This is a genomic window from Zhongshania borealis, from assembly GCF_039539625.1.
In the GTDB taxonomy this organism is placed as follows: Bacteria; Pseudomonadota; Gammaproteobacteria; order Pseudomonadales; family Spongiibacteraceae; genus Spongiibacter; species Spongiibacter borealis.
Genome location: NZ_BAABDM010000005.1, coordinates 112,431 through 126,813 on the forward strand (window position 1 = coordinate 112,431; position 14,383 = coordinate 126,813).

Genomic DNA, 14,383 nt, shown 5'->3' on the forward strand with positions numbered 1-14,383 from the left:
CCGCGCGCCTAGTTATTGTTAAATTAGTTATGGTGCCTAGGCGCGGGGAATAAGTTGTTATTTAAAGGTCAGTGAGGCTTGGTAATCGTGCTGCGAGCTATGACGCCTTCTTCGCGTGCCGCCGTGCGGCAACAAGAATCCCGATTACAAAGACAAAGCTAAGCAGAACGCCGGGGTAGAAAATAAGGAAGGCGATGTCATTCATTAGATTTGTACTGGCATCAAATAATAGTCCGCGCGCCTCAGGAAATAGCGGGTCAAAGCTTGAGGCGATGACAATCGACCAAGAGATGATAGGCGGTATGATGACAAGCCATTTTATATTTTTTACAAAGCTTGAGAATACCGGTAGCAGCGCCGCAATCAGCCAGAGCATGAGTCCGTTAACGATGCCTTCCATGTGCGCCATACGCCATGCATCGTAGGTGCCTGGCATTTGGTACTCAATTTTACCTGGAATGGGCCAAAGGCTTATTTCGCCGGTAATAAAGAACAAAAATCCAAAGCCGAGGATAAATGCCGCAAGTAAAATCATTGTGCCGTTGATAACCAAAAAGCGTTGGTGTTTTAGCATTTCTTCATTCATTTTTTAAATCCCGCACCCATAGGTGTCAACAAGTTATTTGTGTCTAAGTGAGCTAGCTCTGCGTTATTTTTTTCGTGGACTGCAACCCAATCTTTACTCCACTGCGGGTCGTCGATATCTGTTGGGTGATGGCTCGGAAGTAGGGAGTGGATGAGTTTTGGTAATACGCCGGTGATAAACCGTAGGTTGTATTTGATAATATTGAGGCGATTGCGGGTGTTGCGCCAGGCACCGTCTTTTTTCATCATGAAAATATAGCCGCGGCGACTAAACTTCATAACATGTAATGCGGCGAACAATGTTCCGTATAGGCGGCTCCAATAGTTGCCGTAGGCCGCTTGGTAGGCGTCGTAAGCGGCGCACTTGTGTTCGAGTTCTTCCACAAAATGCCAAAGTATCAAGGACGCAACCCGTGAGTCGGACCCGCCAAAGAGGTAGTCACGATTTTTGATCAACCAGTGGCCAACGGTTAAGGCCATAGACTCAAAGCCGGCAGCATAGGCAAGATTAAATTTTAAGCTTTTGGTTTTCTCAAAGTGGGTGTACTCGTCGAGCATTTGCTGTTCTAGCACACTGATTTCATCGTAACCCTTCGACTTGATGATATCGTTAAATTTTCTGTGCTGTTGGTAGTGCTGTGCTTCTTGGCCAATATAGTCTTTTACTTCTTGGATGAGCGCCGGGTCTGTGAGCTTTGGCAGTACCTGCTTCATCGTGCGAATTAAGTAGGGCTCAAGATAGGGCATTACCAAAGAGGCACCGTTAACCATATAGCTCCACTCGGGGCGGGCAGCGTTCCAGTGAACATTGATGTTATTGTCAAAACTAAATGGCATGCGCCTAACGACTAATGTACTTTTTTCATTTTTATATGTGGTCATGGCGCTCTCCGCGCAGTAAAGACTCTTGAGCCTTTACTATAAAAATACTGTGCTGGCTTAGTACCACCAGAATTGCCGTATTTGTCTAACTACCATATTCGGTGGAATGAGGTTTTAGCGTCCTGTTGAACATTTTAGCTCATGCTCTGAACTTTGTTGTGCGTGTTGAAAAAACCTGCCAGCGCCGATAGTGGGCGCTGGCAGGGAAGGTGCATAGGCAAGACCCTAGGCGGAAAAATTATGCGCTTGCTGTCGGCATGTGTATGGCTTTGAGTTCAAAGTATTCACGTAGCCCTTCTGAACCGAGCTCGCGACCATTGCCCGATTGTTTGAAACCGCCAAAGGGCGCGCGCATATTAAATTCGGCGTCGTTTATAAACACTTGGCCGGCGATTAAGCGTCGTGAAACAGCGACGGCTTTGTCTGTGTCAGCTGACCATACCGAGGCAGCCAGACCATAGGGGCTGTCATTGGCCATGGCTACCGCTTCATCTACGGTGTTGTAGGGTATTAAGCAGATGACAGGCCCAAAGATTTCTTCCCGCGCAATAACCATGTCGTTGCGTACATCGGCAAACACGGTGGGTTTTACATAAAAGCCTTGGCGGAGTTCCTCTGGCATGTCACCGCCCCCGGTTACCATGCGCGCGCCTTCCTGAATGCCTTTTGCTATGTAGCCAAGTACGCGTTCGCGTTGGGCCAGTGATACCAGCGGTCCAATTTGAGTAGCTTCATTTGATGGGTCGCCGACCACTAAAGATTCTGCAACGGCTTTTGCGGCGGCTACCGCGTCGTCGTAGCGACTTGCCGGGACAAATACGCGGCTGAGGGCGAAACAGGTTTGTCCGCTATTGGACATCACCTGAACGACATTGCCGGTCATGGCGGCGGTGATGTCGGCGTCTTCTAAGACAACGGTTGCAGATTTTCCGCCGAGCTCAACACAGACGCGTTTAACGTCATCAGCGCCCATGGCTAAGATTCGTTTGCCTATAGCAGTAGAACCTGTGAAGGAAATCATGTCGACGTCTGGGTGTCGGCAGAGTGCTTCGCCAACGTCGGCGCCGTAACCCGTAACGAGGTTCAGTACGCCGGGCGGTAATCCCGCCGCGTGGACTATTTCTGCCAGCATAAAGGCATTAAACGGCGTAACTTCCGAGGGCTTAATAACAATGGTGCAGCCTGCGGCAAGTGCGGGCGCAACTTTGGTTACCAGCAGTTGCAGTGGGTAATTCCACGGTACGATGAGTCCGCACACGCCGATGGCTTCGCGAACTACCATAGAGTGATCAACTTGCTCTACGTGATCCATTTCAAAGGTGTAATCCGCGAAGGACTCCATTACCAATGAGGGCAGACCTGCTTGTACTTGGCTAGCAAAACCAATCGGCGAGCCTTGTTCGGCCACGATGGTTTCTGCGATTTCGGGGATTCGCTCCTGCATTTTTAGGGCAATGGCACGAATCAGTGCGGAGCGCTCGGCGGTTGGTGTTTTAGACCAAGAAGGAAAAGCGGCTTTTGCTGCAGCGACTGCACTGTTTACATCTGCTGCGGTACCTTGAGGTATGCGGCCGTAGACGCTGGCGTTGGCTGGGTTAATGACATCAATGGTGTTTGTGCCATTCGGCGTCGCCCATTCGCCATTGATAAAAAACTTGTCGATTACGCGCATGTGGATTCCTCGTTGTTATTTTGCATAAAGTGATCTTGATACTGTTGACGCAAATTAAGTTTGGAAATTTTTCCCGTTGCGGTGTGGGGAATGTCGTCAACAAACAGTACATCCTCTGGCAGCCACCATTTGGCGAACTTGTCCTGAAGGTGCGCAAGAATATCGTGTTTGCTTAGTGTGCTGTCGTTGGCGATGATGAGCATTAAGGGGCGCTCATCCCAGCGCGGGTGACTGACGCCGATCACGGCGGCTTCGGTGACGCCAGCTAAGGATGTCGCCGCATTTTCCAATTCAATGGAGCTAATCCATTCGCCGCCTGATTTAATCAAGTCTTTTGCGCGGTCTGTGATACGTAAAAATCCGCTAGTGGAGATGCTGGCGATGTCGCCGGTAGGGAACCAGCCATTTTCCAGCGGGCTGTCCATGTCCACATTGAAATATTCACTGCATACCCAATAGCCGCGCACTTGCAGGTGCCCAGACATCACACCGTCTCTGGCGAGCTCAGTACCGTTGTCATCAACAATGCGAATATCCACCCCGAATACTGGGCGGCCTTGGGTCGATTGAACTTGGTAGCGAGTCTCGGCGTCGAGTTTGGCGTGCTCGGGTTTCGGCGCAACAACGGTGCCGAGGGGGCTGGTTTCGGTCATGCCCCAGGCTTGAATTACATTAACGCCGTACTTGGTATCGAAGTCGCGGATAATACTGAGTGGGCAGGCGGAGCCGCCGACGGAAACGCGGCTGACAGTAGTGAGTTTGCTGTTGTTCTCAGCAAGGTAGCGCAGCAGCATTAACCAGATGGTGGGTACGCCAGCAGAGAGGGTAACGCCTTCGGTTTCCATGAGCTCATAAATACTCGCGGCGTCCATACCGCCACCGGGAAGGACCAATTTTGCACCGACTAAGGCGGCGGCAAATGGCTGGCACCAGGCGTTTACGTGGTACATGGGCACAATCGGCAGCAGGCTGTCGCAGGCCGAGATATTAAGCACGTCGGGCGCGACGGTGGCCATGGTTTGCAATACCGTGGAGCGGTGAGAATATAAAACGCCCTTGGGGTTGCCGGTTGTGCCGGAGGTGTAACACAGTGCCGCGGCGGTTCGCTCCTCAAACTCTGGCCAGACGTAGTCGCCGGTTTGCGCCGCGATGAGTGCTTCATAACAAATTAGATCCGCTATTGGGCTGTCTGTTGGCATTTCGTTTTGCTCGCACAGAACGATGATTTTTTCTACCTTGGGGCAGTTGCCAATGACTTTTTCAACGAGGCCGACAAAACTTAGGTCAACAAATAACACCTTGTTGCTGGCGTGATTGATGATATAGGTAACTTGCTCCTCAAATAGGCGCGGGTTAATGGTGTGAGTTACCGCACCCATGCCGGAGATCGCAAAATACAGTTCAAAATGGCGGAAATTATTCCACGCTAGGGTGCCTACCCGGTCGCCTTGCTCAACGCCGAGGGCGGTGAGTGCAGCAGCCATTTTCTTTGTGCGGGTATGCGCATCGCTATACGTATAGGAATGAATGCTGCCGTCGTGTAGGCGGGATACGATTTTTTGTTCGCCATGCCAGCGCTCGGCATGATCAAGAATCGTCGAGGTCAGCAGAGGTGCGTCCATCATTAACCCTTGCATGGTGTCTCCTTGTGAATACGTATAGTGAATAAAGATAAATATTTAATTGCAAAAGCCATTGCGCGCGATGCCTAAGTGCGAGGTAGCAGTACCGCTTTTATACAGTCGCCGGCCATATGATCTTTCATCGCTTCATTGATCGCGCTGAGAGGGTAGCGTGTTACTAATTTGTCGATGGGGAAGCTGCCCGCTCGATAGTATTGCAACAGTTCGCCGATAAATTCCGCCAAGTCGGTGTCGCCAATCATGATGCCTTTTATGGTTAGGCCGCGCTGCATGATCATTGTTAGATCGCCGGGCGGTGGCGTATCCGGCGGGGTAATGCCGACAATGCCCAGTGTGCCGCGGGGCGCTAATGCAGCGAGTAAAGCGCTAATAACCGGGGGAATACCGGTGGTATCAACACAAAGATCGACGCCGGCTGGGCTAAGCTGCTGAATAAACTCAGCGAGGTCTGGCGATTCAGTGGGATCAATTACATGGGTCGCGCCAAGTTCCAGCGCCAGTTTGCGGCGCGCGGCGTTGGGTTCCATAACTATAATTTGTTTGCAGTTGCGAATGGCTGCGGCCATGACCGCGCTCAAGCCGACCGCGCCGCCACCGGCGATCAAAATAGATTGATCCGCTTGGGCGTTTAGTGAGCGCATCACCGCCCCCGCGCCAGTTTGAATGCCGCAACCTATTGGGCCCATCAGCTCTAAGGGTAAGTCTTTGTCGATAACGATCAGATTGCGTTCATTGCTGAGTGCGTGGCTAGCAAAGGATGATTGGCCAAAAAAATGGGAGTGAATGACCTTGCCTTCGCTGGTAATGGCAGGGCTGCCGTCAGCGCGTAGACCAAAGTAATTAAGCTCTGGCATGTGGTGGCAATAAGAGGGCTGATCGGCCGAACAACTGGCGCAGTCGCCGCATGAGCCGAATGAGACAATAACGTGATCGCCGGCTTTTACCCGGTTAACACCGCTGCCGACTCGGGTAACAATGCCCGCGCCTTCGTGGCCAAGTATCGCCGGGAAAGGGAACTCTGTCACTTCAGCTTTCACCACAACATCGGTGTGGCAAATGCCCACGCCGTGGATCTCGACGATAACTTCGTCGCCTTGCAGTGGCGCAAATTCAATGGCTTGTAATGTAAATTGCTCGACACCCGAATGTGCTACAGCGGCCGTCGCGGTAAATGACTCAGACATGCTTATCTCGCTATTTTTAAAATTCTGAGACCACAGTAAGAGAGTGCCGCTTGTTAGGCACCACCAGAACAGATGCAGGTGGTGACCACTAGAAATAATGGCTTGTGGTCGCAATGGTAGTTGCCTGCTACCACGTGTTTTGCGTAAGGGATAGCAATTGGTAGCGATGTGAAAACTAGAGGTGAAGGGTGCTTGGATGCCTGAGCTTACTGGCCACCGATAATGGTGGTAGCATAAACCACCATAAATGGTGGTACTTGATGTGTGGTAAACAGGTTAATTTCCACCAAAAGACCCAATGGGTGCCGGTATTGCGCTGGTGCGTTGAAGTTGGATTCTTTCCGCTACTGATTCGACGGCTTGCTGATGGCAGATATCGACCGTTCAAGCCTTAGCGGCAATAATAATTACAGTGGAACAACACGATGCAGAGCTCAGTGGCGACGCTTTCACATTTTCGGCCCTTGCTGGACACCGCGCAACTTGTAAGCCGCGAGTGCGGCCAAGATGCCTTAAACGCCTTGTTTAAGTCGCCTAAAAAGTTGGTTTATCTTGAGGCTGCGCCGGGCTACGGCAAATCCTGTGTCATGACCCAACTCTATGAACTGGTCGCTGAGCAGCAGAGCGTTGCGTGGTTTGCACTTTCGGCTGAGCATAGTGAGCCGCGCATGTTATTAAAAGCGATTGCGCAGGCCACGCAGCATGCCATACCGGGTGCGGGGCGAGCCGCTGAAGCCTTGATGTCGGCCAGTGATAGTGTTGAGCTTAGTGTTGTTGTATCAATACTGATTAATGAGCTGCACACCGCTAAGCAAGATGCCGTTTTGTTTCTTGATAATCTTGAGCATGCAATGGACGCCGACGCGCTGGCGATGTTGGCCGATATTGTTGAAAATACCCATCAACAGATAAAGTTTGTGTTTGCCAGTCGCGCTATTTTGCCGCCTTGTTTCGAGCGCCTCCGACCCTACGGCCAGCTTTGCCATATTCCGCAGGAAGCGTTTCGTTTGAGTTTACTTGAGGCCTCAAGCCTGATGAAACGGCGTTATGGTATTGAGCTGCCGGGGGATCAAGTTAACTTATTACTCTCGCAGATCGACGCCTGGCCGCTCGCGCTCAATCTATACTGCGAGAGCGTTGAACTCGATAGCCTCTTTAAGCCTGAAGTGCTTGAGCATAAGCGTTTTGTTGATGCTTGCCGGGCCTATTTTGAGACTGAGGTGCACGCTGATTGCAGTCCGCAGCGCTGGATGTGCTTGCTGGAGCTGGCTCAGCTCAATGTCATCACGGAAGCGTTGTGCGACTACTTGCACATCGACTGTCGCAGCGTTGTGGCGGAGTCGCTCGGCTATAACCAATTTCTATTTCCGTTGGATACAGACAAAGCGCACCGTTTTCACCAGTTGTTCTTGCGCTTTCTCAGGGCCCATTCTGCAGAGATCGCGCCTCAGCGAATTACAGAAATACACGCGCTAGCATTCGATTGCAGCTACGAAGAAGGGAACTACCAAGAGGCAATTTTCCACGCGCTTGAGTCGCAGAGTTGGCAGAAGGTTGTTCGCGCAATTGAGTTTTTCCGTCTGGAAATAATGACCCACAATCAGCTGCTTCCGGCAGCTGGTTGGATTGCACAGCTTCCGGTAGACATTGTAAAAACACGCCCTAAGTTACTGCTGACATTGAGCTGGAGCTATGCCCTTCAGGGCGCGCGTGAGGCTGCGGCCCATTACCTCAGTGAAATCGATTCTGCTGGCGCCGCCTCCCTTCGGGAATCCGAAGAACATGATATTGAGCTCGAGTTGGATGCGCTGAACTGCGTAATTAAAGTGTGTCGTGGACGTTACGATGAGCTGGTTGAGCTTTGTGAGCGCTACAGTCCTCAAGATATTGACGCATCAAATATTTTTAGAAATGTTCAGACCGCGTGTTTGGTGTATGCACTGTTTAGCAGTGGCCATCACGACGAGGCCCATCGACTTGCAGTGAAAGTAGAGTCGGGCGGCGATCAAATGAACTTGCTGGCCTTGGCGTATCGACGAATATTTCGCGGTATGGCTTATCGTCTCGATGGCCGTCTGCGGCAAGCGAGGGCAGAGTATGAGCATTCCATGCGTATTGCCGCGACGATGGTCGATGATCCTCTGATGCGGTTTTCAGTTGCCGATGCACTGCTGTCAGAGATTCACTATGAATGGGGTGAGCTCGACGAGGCAAAACGTTACTTGCCGCTGCATGCTGTGTTGGAAAAAGAATCCGTAACGGTAGAACCGATAATTGCGGCTTACCTCACGTCGGCGCGGATTGCTGCGGATGAAGGCGCGCTGGAAGTTGCATTAGATATTCTGGCGCAGGGCGAGTCTTACGGTTGTCGGGAAGGTTATGACCGGGTGATTGCCAGTATGCTGGGCGAGCGGGTGATCTTACTGCTTAGGCAAAATAATATCGGTGCGGTTACTGCAATAGTTGCAGAGCTTGATAAGTTGGCTGAGATCCGCTCCCAGCGCGGAAGCATTGCGCTGGTTTGGTCAGATATCGAGTATCACCGAGGTATTAGTGTGGTGTTGCTAGAGCAGCGTCAGGGCGTTAACAAGCAAGCCTTGACCGTACTCGCCGAGCTGGCTGAAAAGGCGCAGCGGGCGAGCCGAGTACTTGAGCTAGTAAAAATAACCATGTTGGAGGCCGTAAGCTACGAGCAGAGCGGCAAGCATAAAACAGCATTGCGGAAAGCGGCTCAGGCCATCGGCCTCGCGTCCGAGGGTATGTTATTACGCAGTTTCTGCGGACTCGGTGATGAACTGATCGCAATGCTGTGCAAAGCGCTTAAAGCATGGGATTCAATGCAGGAAAGTGTGACTTGGTCTGGAGACGCGGCTTATATATCGCGTTTGAAAAATCGCTTTGCGGTGCCAGAGGTCGGGGCATTAGTGCAAGCCGGTGACATGGATGCCGTTGAGCAGCTCAGCGCGAAAGACACGGCATTGCTGCGCTATCTTGGTGAAGGTTTGAAAAATCGCGAAATAGCGCAGGCAATGTCACTTAGCGAAAACACCATTGCTTGGCATTTAAAAAATCTCTACGGAAAATTGCATGCAAGCAATCGAACGTCGGCGGTAAATATTGCACGGCAACTAAGATTGATTTGAATGCATCGCGCTTACTTAGGAGAGTTTAATGCGGGTATGAATTGGCCGGTTTTGTTTTACTACCAGAATCAATGGCGGCCGTGATGGCGGGTTTTGGTGGTAACTAATACCGCTGGCGGAGATACAGTTGCTGCATCGTAATATTTGAATAGGGATTTCCGATGGCAGCAGATAATTCTATACGACCTGAGCTTATTGTTCGGCGTATGCCCTTTAGTTTTGATGATGACATCAATGTTAAATGGAACCCATTGCGGCCGGAATGGAGTTATATGGTGAATGGCGCGTCGTTGGCAATGCCCTACCTCGAGCCTTATTTAATTCGCACCATGCGCAAGGCACTGCCAAATTTTACAAACGAGCGTTTGATTGAAGAAGTTAAGAAGTATATTGGCCAAGAGGCGCAGCATTATCAGCAGCACAAAAAATTTAACGATGTGCTAAAGGCAAGTGGCTACGAAGAACTCGCAGTGATTGAAGAAGAGATGGCAAGGGATTTTGAATTGTTTGATCGACAGCGAAGCCCCAAGTTTAACTTGGCCTACGCCGCGGGCTTTGAGTCTATGGCGCTAGCACTTGGACATTGGTTGATTAACAATCGCGAATATTTGTTCGCAGGCTCAGATACCCGCGTTGCGTCACTTGTGCTATGGCATTTTGTGGAAGAGATAGAACATAAGTGCGCGGCTTTTGATGCGTATGAAGATCTGTACGGTGGCTATTTCTATCGCATATACGGCACTATTTTTGCGGCTTTACATGTCATGAAATACAGCCGAAAAGCATATATCGCCATGATGAAAAAAGATGGTCATTGGGCTAGCTTTAAAAGCCGCGTTAATCTTATGAGGTATAGCGGTGGGTTTTTGTTTGGGGTTGCAAAAGAATTGATACACAGTTTTATTCCATGGCACCACCCACTCGACATTAAAGACCCCGAGTGGAGCGATGAGTGGATTAAAGAGTATGAAGAAAGTAAAGGTGATTTTGTTTATTTAGATACAAATAATCTTATGCAGCCGAAAGGAGGTGTGTAGGGACGCTTAGTATTCTGTGTAAATTTATTGTTTATTCAAAATAACATAAAAATTGGGATATTTTAATAATGACTATAAGTAGATATAAGGTTTTTAAAGCGGTACCTGCAGTATCGCTGCTAATGATGTCGTCACTAAGTGTTGCTCAGCAGCTTGAAGAGGTCATTGTTACGGCGCAAAAGGTATCCGCTAGTACACAGGATACACCGATCGCTATCACCGGTATGTCGTCAGGGGCATTGGAAAAGTTCGGTTTCTCCAACGCCAACGACATTGTCGCCCAAGTGCCTAATATGCAGGTCAGTGGTCCCTACGGTGAAGTACAGCCTATTTTTTCTATTCGCGGCGTCAGTATGTCTGACTACAGCTCGAATCAGGCAAGCCCCATTGGTGTCTATGCCGACGAGGCCTATATGGGCGCGGTATACACCCATGGCATGAGTTTTTTCGACGTTGAGCGGCTCGAGGTTTTGCGCGGACCGCAGGGAACTCTTTACGGCAAAAACACCACGGGTGGCGCAATCAATATTGTCACCAAAACACCGCAGATAGGTGATGATTTTGGTTTTACTGCCAAGCAGGGGCTTAGGAATTACAACGGCCATACCGGCGACTATGGGGTGGAAGGCACAGTAATCGAAGACGTTATGGCGGCCCGCCTATTTTATTCCTACTCTCGGCGCGATGGTTTCTATGAGAATCAGCTGGGTGGCGCGGATTTGTCCCAGCAGGATTTTCAGGCGGCGCGTTTGGTCTTAAATTTTAATTTAACTGACCAAACGAATATGGTCTTTAAATACACCTCAGCGCGCAACGACGCGCTTGCCAGCCCTGCGCGCAATGAACCGCGCGGTGATCTGTCTAAAAATCCTGAGTTGGCGACGGTGATTGGTACTAGTGGGGTGGGGGTGAGTAGTCACCCCAATAATGGCTATATCGATAACACCGGCTATTCTCGCCCGGCACAAAACTTGGATCGCTTTGAAGTACAAGATAACGGCACGGGTGAGCTAATTGTAGAATCCGATATGCTGGTCAACAAAATTGAATATGTTGATGATGCGTTTACCCTGACGGCGATCACTTCCTTTGCGGATTCGTCTTATCGGCAGCTCCAAGATGTTGATGGCGGCCCAGACAGTTTGTTGCATATTAATTGGTCGGTGGATACTCAAGCCTTTAGCCAAGATTTGCGCTTCGCCACGACCTTTGCTGAAGATTTTGATCTTATCGCCGGTGCCTATTATGCGACCGAAGATATGCAGCTAAATAATGTGTATAGCATCTACGAGACCCCGCCCGATATTCGTGCGGCAGCGACTTTCCCAGGTGTGACAGGTTACTACCCATACTTACTTGATTACGGCGCTATCGATCAGAAGATGGACACTGAGAAAACCAGTTACGCCCTGTACTCGCAAATGCGCTGGAATATATCTGCCCGCTTAGGCATGGATATCGGTATTCGCTACACCCATGACCGTGTTGACCTTACTTACTTGAATGTTTCGCGAGTTGGTTATGACGGCAGCCCAAGAGGAACATATACGCCGGGTAATACAACCGGTGTTGATAATATCTTCGTTCCCGTAAACGTTGCAGGACAAAGCCCGTTAGAGATTGGCGAGTTAGTCTCAGGTTTGTTGAGTGGGCGTCTTGGTTTAGAAGACGTGTTGTTGACGACACAAACGGGATACACCCATGGGCCATATACTCAAGATTCTGTTACGCCGCTGGAAGCGAACGAGCGCGAGTGGACGGGCAAGATCGGTTTAGACTATCGCTTTAGTGATGATCTGATGGTGTACGGTGCTTACAGTCGCGGTTTCAGGGCCGGTAGCTTTAATGCTGGTGTGTATTATGAAGAGCGAGAATTTGATGATGCCTACGCCGCACCGGAATTTCTTGATGCCTATGAGATCGGCATGAAGTCTGATCTCTTCGATCAGCGTGTGCGAATTAACGCTGCCGCGTTCTATTACGATTACACCAACCAGCAGTTTATTAATGTTGTTGGTGTGTCTAACTTCCTCGAGAACGCCGGTGGATCGAAGATCTATGGTGTTGAATCGGAAATGGCCTTTGCGGTGACTAAGGACCTTACGGTGCAAGTTGGTCTCGGTCTTCTAACGTCTGAGTATACCGAGCTTGTTTTGGCTAACGTTGAAACAATCAATAACGATGACGATGTTGTTGATTTAGCAGGTAACGAACTGATCTCCGCCCCAAAGATCAGCGCGAACGTGTCAATAGATTACACCATTCTCGAAACTGACAATGGTTACTTGAGTATGAACTTAAACGGCAATTACCAAGACGAACAGTGGTATAGCGCTTATAACGACAAGAATGGTTACGAGCATATTCGCCAAGATGCCTACGCCCTTATTAATGGCCGTCTATCTTGGTACAGCGATGACGGCAGTTTGACTGTCGCCTTGTGGGGTAAAAACCTAACGGAAACCGAATACGATGGTTACGCCATCAACCTGCAAGCGGCATTTGGTTTTGACTACTACCAGCAGGGTTCACCACGCACATATGGCTTAGAGGTAACGTATCGGTACTAAAAATACTGGGCGATAAGTGCAGTGTTTTAGAAAGCGTCTCTTGAGTAGTTTGCTTTTGCCGGGAGCTCTAAGCAGTTGGGGTTCCCGGCCTTTTTACCACTGCGTGGTATTGCTATTTTTTAAGCGTGATTCTATTTAGATAATAAGATTAGGAGAGAATGATGAATTTTAGAGAAATTAAGAAATTTGCAGTGATTGCTTGTGCGACTTGCGTAGCGAATGTATCGCTTGCTATCGATCTGCCGATCATTGGAAGTCTAGATTTGGGCGGTGGCTCACTTGGTATGCCGAGCGCACCGTTGGACGGCCTGCCGCTTCTTGGTGACTTATCGATACTCGGTAGTTTGCCAGTGATTGACGGTCGCGGTCTGCCGGTGGTCGGTGATCTTGACGGTGGACTACTTATTGTAAATGGATTAATTCCAGTTGTTTTATCGAATCCTAACTTAACGGGCGCGCGGCCACTCGATGCGGACTTGCTTCTTCCGGTTGTTGATATGCTCTTAAATGGCGGACCTAGCTTAGATTTCGTCGGATTAGATTTAATACTCCCCTAGATAAATTGATGTGTATCGTTACTAATGAGAGGTAGAGATGATTCCCGAGTTTTTTAATTTTAGATTTGAGGTCGAATCACTGGTCGGCCATATCGTTCTTGATCGGCCAGAAAAACGAAATTGCCTAACTCGGGAGTTCTGGCGAGAGCTTCCATTGGCGGTGAGATACGCTGAGTCACGAAACGACGTGCGCTGTATCTTGATTCGCTCTGAAGGAAGCATGTTTAGCGCCGGTATCGATCTGTCAGTTTTAACCGCGTTTAAATCAGTAGCGCAAGATCTAGATGTGTCACGTAAGGCCGATTATATGCGGCGTACCGTATTATCGATTCAAGATTCTATTTCATGTATCGAGAACAGCCCATTGCCTGTGGTAGCAGCAATACAAGGTGCTTGTATCGGTGGCGCTTTGGATTTGGTCTGCGCTGCGGATATTCGCCTGGCAGAAAAAAATGCGAGCTTAACGCCACTTGAAATGGACCTGGGTTTTGTTCCAGATCTTGGCACTGTGCAGCGTTTGGCGGTGATGTTGCCTTACGGGGTGGTTGCCGATTGGCTGATGGATTGCCGGTCATTGAGTGGCGATGAGGCCAAAGATATTGGCTTTGTATCCCGTGTTGCCGAGAATGCTGAGGAGCTTAGTGAGATGGCGATCGGCTTGGCTGAGCGTATTGCTAAGCGTTCGCCGGTAGCGGTTCGCGGCGCAAAGGAATTGATTAAATTCACTCAAAAGCATGGCGTTGAGGCGAGCTTGCGTTATACCGCCGCGTGGCAATCTGGCGCTTTCCCCGGCGACGATATTAACGAATGCTTTGCGGCCAAGGCAAAGAAAGCCACGCCGACTCACGCGCCAATGGCAGATGATCGGAATCTGTTCGGCATTGCCGACGACGGCGTTCGCGAAATCATTTAGTCTCATAGTAGAGCAGTCTATAGATAAAATGCGGCAATACTGCAGTGGTATTGCCGCTCCCCACGTAAGGATTTGAGGTAGCTAGTACTTAGTATCGGCATCTCCGCCATCAATATTCACTCAAAATAACGATTTCATTAAGTCCTTAGTTAATTTCCGTCGGACTTCGCCGTCGCCGGGCCTTATGGCGATATTTC

At 49.8% G+C, this 14,383-nt stretch carries 10 protein-coding genes; 5 read left to right on the forward strand and 5 right to left on the reverse strand.

Features of this window, described 5'->3' with window-relative positions; translation table 11 throughout:
- Positions 1-97: 97 nt before the first annotated feature.
- The 5 genes from ABD836_RS13610 to ABD836_RS13630 all read right to left on the reverse strand — a co-directional run bounded on the left by ABD836_RS13610 (position 98) and on the right by ABD836_RS13630 (position 5,966).
- The gene (locus tag ABD836_RS13610) at positions 98-586 is read right to left on the reverse strand and encodes a styrene oxide isomerase (protein ID WP_344936874.1); all 489 of its coding nucleotides are present in this window, start codon (positions 584-586) and stop codon (positions 98-100) included.
- Positions 583-1,467, reverse strand: a complete 885-nt coding sequence (locus ABD836_RS13615; RefSeq protein WP_344936876.1) for a metal-dependent hydrolase — start codon at positions 1,465-1,467, stop codon at positions 583-585. The genes ABD836_RS13610 and ABD836_RS13615 overlap by 4 nt, the downstream gene beginning before the upstream one ends.
- A 238-nt stretch (positions 1,468-1,705) precedes the next feature.
- On the reverse strand, positions 1,706-3,139 hold the full coding sequence (locus tag ABD836_RS13620) for an aldehyde dehydrogenase family protein (RefSeq protein ID WP_344936878.1): 1,434 nt from the start codon (positions 3,137-3,139) through the stop codon (positions 1,706-1,708).
- On the reverse strand, positions 3,130-4,776 hold the full coding sequence (locus ABD836_RS13625) for a long-chain-fatty-acid--CoA ligase (RefSeq protein ID WP_344936880.1): 1,647 nt from the start codon (positions 4,774-4,776) through the stop codon (positions 3,130-3,132). Before ABD836_RS13625 ends, ABD836_RS13620 begins: the two co-directional genes overlap by 10 nt.
- Before the next feature lie 71 nt (positions 4,777-4,847).
- Positions 4,848-5,966 carry an NAD(P)-dependent alcohol dehydrogenase gene (locus tag ABD836_RS13630; protein ID WP_344936882.1) on the reverse strand — a complete coding sequence of 373 codons (1,119 nt, stop codon included), beginning with the start codon at positions 5,964-5,966 and terminating at the stop codon, positions 4,848-4,850.
- Positions 5,967-6,391: 425 nt separating this feature from the next.
- Here ABD836_RS13630 and ABD836_RS13635 point away from each other — a divergent pair, with 425 nt between their 5' ends.
- The 5 genes from ABD836_RS13635 to ABD836_RS13655 all read left to right on the forward strand — a co-directional run bounded on the left by ABD836_RS13635 (position 6,392) and on the right by ABD836_RS13655 (position 14,186).
- The gene (locus ABD836_RS13635; protein WP_344936884.1) at positions 6,392-9,109 is read left to right on the forward strand and encodes a LuxR C-terminal-related transcriptional regulator; all 2,718 of its coding nucleotides are present in this window, start codon (positions 6,392-6,394) and stop codon (positions 9,107-9,109) included.
- Between the two features lie 161 nt (positions 9,110-9,270).
- Positions 9,271-10,146 carry a metal-dependent hydrolase gene (locus ABD836_RS13640; protein WP_344936886.1) on the forward strand — a complete coding sequence of 292 codons (876 nt, stop codon included), beginning with the start codon at positions 9,271-9,273 and terminating at the stop codon, positions 10,144-10,146.
- A gap of 68 nt (positions 10,147-10,214) precedes the next feature.
- Positions 10,215-12,716, forward strand: a complete 2,502-nt coding sequence (locus ABD836_RS13645; RefSeq protein ID WP_344936888.1) for a TonB-dependent receptor — start codon at positions 10,215-10,217, stop codon at positions 12,714-12,716.
- Between the two features lie 158 nt (positions 12,717-12,874).
- Positions 12,875-13,273, forward strand: a complete 399-nt coding sequence (locus ABD836_RS13650) for a hypothetical protein (RefSeq protein WP_344936890.1) — start codon at positions 12,875-12,877, stop codon at positions 13,271-13,273.
- 37 nt (positions 13,274-13,310) lie between these two features.
- Positions 13,311-14,186 carry an enoyl-CoA hydratase-related protein gene (locus ABD836_RS13655; RefSeq protein WP_344936892.1) on the forward strand — a complete coding sequence of 292 codons (876 nt, stop codon included), beginning with the start codon at positions 13,311-13,313 and terminating at the stop codon, positions 14,184-14,186.
- Positions 14,187-14,383 lie beyond the last annotated feature (197 nt).

Excerpts from the sequence above, each read along its gene's own strand:
- ABD836_RS13610 (WP_344936874.1), bottom strand. The coding sequence starts at position 586 with ATGAATGAAGAAATGCTAAAACACCAACGCTTTTTGGTTATCAACGGC.
- ABD836_RS13615 (WP_344936876.1), bottom strand. The coding sequence starts at position 1,467 with ATGACCACATATAAAAATGAAAAAAGTACATTAGTCGTTAGGCGCATG.
- ABD836_RS13620 (WP_344936878.1), bottom strand. The coding sequence starts at position 3,139 with ATGCGCGTAATCGACAAGTTTTTTATCAATGGCGAATGGGCGACGCCG.
- ABD836_RS13625 (WP_344936880.1), bottom strand. The coding sequence starts at position 4,776 with ATGCAAGGGTTAATGATGGACGCACCTCTGCTGACCTCGACGATTCTT.
- ABD836_RS13630 (WP_344936882.1), bottom strand. The coding sequence starts at position 5,966 with ATGTCTGAGTCATTTACCGCGACGGCCGCTGTAGCACATTCGGGTGTC.
- ABD836_RS13635 (WP_344936884.1), top strand. The coding sequence starts at position 6,392 with ATGCAGAGCTCAGTGGCGACGCTTTCACATTTTCGGCCCTTGCTGGAC.
- ABD836_RS13640 (WP_344936886.1), top strand. The coding sequence starts at position 9,271 with ATGGCAGCAGATAATTCTATACGACCTGAGCTTATTGTTCGGCGTATG.
- ABD836_RS13645 (WP_344936888.1), top strand. The coding sequence starts at position 10,215 with ATGACTATAAGTAGATATAAGGTTTTTAAAGCGGTACCTGCAGTATCG.
- ABD836_RS13650 (WP_344936890.1), top strand. The coding sequence starts at position 12,875 with ATGATGAATTTTAGAGAAATTAAGAAATTTGCAGTGATTGCTTGTGCG.
- ABD836_RS13655 (WP_344936892.1), top strand. The coding sequence starts at position 13,311 with ATGATTCCCGAGTTTTTTAATTTTAGATTTGAGGTCGAATCACTGGTC.